This window comes from Bradyrhizobium sp. AUGA SZCCT0182 (assembly GCF_018130185.1).
In the GTDB taxonomy this organism is placed as follows: domain Bacteria; phylum Pseudomonadota; class Alphaproteobacteria; order Rhizobiales; family Xanthobacteraceae; genus Bradyrhizobium.
Window position 1 is genome coordinate 1 of the sequence record NZ_JAFCLY010000096.1, and the last position, 3544, is coordinate 3544.

Below are 3544 nucleotides of genomic sequence, written 5' to 3' on the forward strand. Positions count from 1 at the left end.
GCCCGCGACAAGGTCCCCGGCGCGATAAAGCTCGCCGATGCGTCTGCGTACTATCCGCAGGCCGCCATCATTGGCGGCTGGGCAGCAGCCAACGACTATTACGAACCGAACAAGGAAACTCTCGCTAAGTTGATCAGGGGCTGGGCCGACGCCAACGATTACATCATCGCGAACAGCAACGAAGCGATGGAGAAGCTGCAGAAGGGCCATTACAGCCAGACGCCGCTGGCCGACATCAACGAGTCCTTCAAGGCGCAGAAGATGTTCACTTCACGTGACTGGAAGCAGCTCTATTCGGACGGGACCGTCACCAACTGGCTACAGCAGACCACCGACTTCTTCATGGCGAACGCCAATATCAAGGACTTCACGCCAGCGAGCAAGTACTTCGATCCAAGCCTATATCTGAAGACAATCGTCTGATTGAGACGGAAGTCGTTCAGGAGTGACGTTAGAATACCACCGGCGACGATGTCGGCTTCGCGCCAGAAGCGGCCGGTCGCAAATTGATCAATTGGGATGTCTTCTTTTCACTCAGAAGCGGACATCGCTCACCAGATTAGCCATGTCCGAAAGGTGCCAATAGACGACATGGATTGCATCGACGAATGAAAGAGGCCGCCAACTGTAGGCGGCCTTACTTTCGTTTAAGCGGTTCTGGCAGCAGGGCTTCTAGTCGTAGTGTGGCGATCTCTCGGCCTTGCTCATCCGCTATGACGAACGCTTCGGGAACCTTGTCTTTGCCCGACTTGATCGCGTCGGCGAGAAGTTCACGGGCGGCTTGTTGTGCTTCGTGGAGGGCCGCCCACTTGTTTGGTAATTCAAGTCCCTCGTCGTCGGCCGCGAGTTGGCCCATCTTACGAAGATGAAAATAAAAGCGAGCCATGTGGCAACTCCGATTTTAGGAGCCCGCCCAATGAATCAATCGGATCGACAATCGATTGGTTCCTATATTGGCATGAGCAAAACATGCTCAACGATTAAGGAATTGCGAGACAAAGTGGCTCCGCACTATGGGAAAGAGCCGGTGCAACTGAGTGTACTTCCCCATGAACAAAGAAGCCGCCAACTGAGGCGGCCTTACTTCTTCGCAATTGGCTTCGTGCGCTTCACTTTAACTGCTCTATCTATGGCCGCTTGAGCAAGACCAAGCGCGATTTCCCGGCTTCTATGGTGCCGGTCTTTGGTTGCCGGCCGGGCAGGTAGACGATCCACCTCCAGCCATCCGGGCTGGTTGTGTGGACTATGCCATATTCGATGCCCTTTGTTCCATCGACGGTGTCGATACCGCCATGGAACTTATGCGCAGTGCACAAGTGAACATCAAATCAAATCAGGCCAAAATAGGCCACTGAGGGCCGATGAATTTCATGTTCGGAGAGTCCGCTATGGGACAGACCCCGCCGAAGTCAAGATTTTAGGATCGAGCCAAGATGGCTCCAGCGGGCCGCCCGCAAAGCCGGCCCTAGTTGCCAGCCAATGTTCGCGCCGTTGATCATCCCGATGAACAGGCGGTACGTTGCGTCTTGATTTAATTCGGGAACCGCGCAGTTCTTGCACGAGGGGCGCCATGTTGAATAACCGCTGGGGCGTTCTCACCGTTCTGTTCATTGTGCGTGCCACCATGGCTGTACAGTTTTCGAGCCTTGGTGCAGTGGCGCCGTTGTTTTCACGCGAACTTGGATTCAGCATTGCTGACGTCGGCATCCTGATCGGCCTTTACCACGCCCCCGGAATTGCACTGGCACTGCCCGGTGGCGCCTTCGGTCAGCGGTTCGGCGACAAGGCAACCGTACTCGGCGCGCTTGCCCTCATGCTCGCCGGTGGCGTGCTGATGGCATTGGCGCCGTCGTGGCCGCTGCAGATCACAGGCCGACTGGTCGCCGGCGCCGGCGCCGCGATAATGAGCGTCGTGCTGACGAAGATGTTGACAGATTGGTTCGCCGGAAAGGAAACCGCAACCGCAATGGCGATCTTTATCAATTCTTGGCCGGTTGGCATCGCGCTGTCGCTGTTGCTGCTGCCGCTGCTCGGCACACGCCTTGGCGTCAGCGCTGTGCACCTCGGCGTAGCCGCCTTCATCGGCAGCTGCATGCTGCTGCTCGGGGTCTGCTACCGCGCGCCACCGGATACTGTGCAGTCCCAACCTGCAAGTCGGCACCTCGGCCGTGCTGTCGTCATGGCGCTCGTCACGGCGGGACTGATCTGGGGCTTCTTCAACATTGGAGTCGCAATGATCTTTAGCTTCGGACCATCGATGCTAGTCGAGCAAGGATGGTCGATTGCGGCCGCAGGTTCGGCCATCAGCATAGTCTTATGGATCTCGGCCGTGACCGTTCCCCTCGGAGGCTTCCTTGCGGACCGATTCCGACGTCCGCAGCAAATTATCGTAGTCAGCTGTGTCGCCTTCGGTGCACTGTTACTGGCATTGCCGCGCAGCGGCGCAGTGATAGCGACCGTCATGGCGCTTGGCGCTATTTCCGGGCTGCCGGCAGGTCCAATCATGGGTCTGCTGGCGAAGGTGCTGCAGCCGGGAACACGTGCGATCGGCATGGGTCTATTCTTTACCGTCTTCTATGTCTGCATGATGCTCGGACCCGCCGCTGCGGGCGCGATCGGCAAATGGGCCGGTAGCGCAGCGTCTGCTCTTGATTTCGGCGCCGCTATGATCCTCGCCTGCCCGCTGCTTCTTTGGCTTGGCAATCGCATTCCGGCGTTCACAACCAAGCCTGCGTGACGTTTCGGGACGGACCGCGCGTCAACATTGCGCAGGCGGACTATTGCATTACCTCATCGGTATGTTGCGCATTGTCCGCTCTGGGTCAATCGCGTCGGTTTGGCGATGTCCGAGGCATTTCCGGTTTACCCCTCATAGCCGACGTTCGCTGCGAGGTTCGGCAGGTCCGAAAGGTGCCAAGGCAGCCCAGCATGCATCGGCTACTAGGCCGAATTATTTATTGAGTTTTAGGAAATCCGCGCCACAACCTTTGCATGAAAATGGCCATTGCAGCGCTCCTGCTCGGAGCATTCGTCGGTTTGTCCGCCGTCGTCGGAGGAGACCGTTGGTACCTGATAGGTTTTTCGTACGCGCTGCTCTGGCCCGCAATGTTCGCCTTTGCGATTCTCCCGGGCGTACTGGTTGGCTCCCGGTTGCGGAGTTGGCAATCGTGCGTCGTTCTGACTGAAATAGTTACCCTCGTTGCCACGACCATGCTTGAACGCCCCACCATTGGAAAGTTGCTTCCTTGGGGGACACTACTGGCTATGGTTCACCTCGCCCTTTTCCCGCCAGTCCTACTTGCGGGTCTCATAGGCTACTTCGGGAGCAAGCAACGGGAACATGGAGATCAAGAGCCTGTCTGAACCAATGTCCGCTATGGGCCAATCGCCCCACTTTGGTCGTCGGCAGACTACTTCCGGTTTTCCCGCGGAAGCAGACATCGTCAGGGCCGGTCGGCATGTCTCAAAAGTGCCAATTGCAGACGTCTACGAGGAAGGGAATCGACAACCACTCACATATAGCCGGGATCGCGCGGAACGTAAT

General features: G+C 57.4%; 2 protein-coding genes and 1 pseudogene. 2 read left to right on the forward strand and 1 reads right to left on the reverse strand.

Features of this window, described 5'->3' with window-relative positions; genetic code table 11:
• Positions 1-423, forward strand: a pseudogene (locus JQ611_RS41325) (ABC transporter substrate-binding protein); the annotation flags it as partial.
• Positions 424-637: 214 nt separating this feature from the next.
• On the opposite strand, the gene JQ611_RS41330 reads toward JQ611_RS41325, so the two are convergent.
• Positions 638-886, reverse strand: coding sequence for a DUF6894 family protein (locus JQ611_RS41330; RefSeq protein WP_212000747.1), 249 nt, complete (start codon positions 884-886; stop codon positions 638-640).
• A gap of 684 nt (positions 887-1570) precedes the next feature.
• On the opposite strand from JQ611_RS41330, the gene JQ611_RS41335 reads away from it, so the two are divergent.
• Positions 1571-2737, forward strand: coding sequence for a CynX/NimT family MFS transporter (locus JQ611_RS41335; RefSeq protein WP_249133864.1), 1167 nt, complete (start codon positions 1571-1573; stop codon positions 2735-2737).
• The last annotated feature ends 807 nt before the right edge of the window (positions 2738-3544 follow it).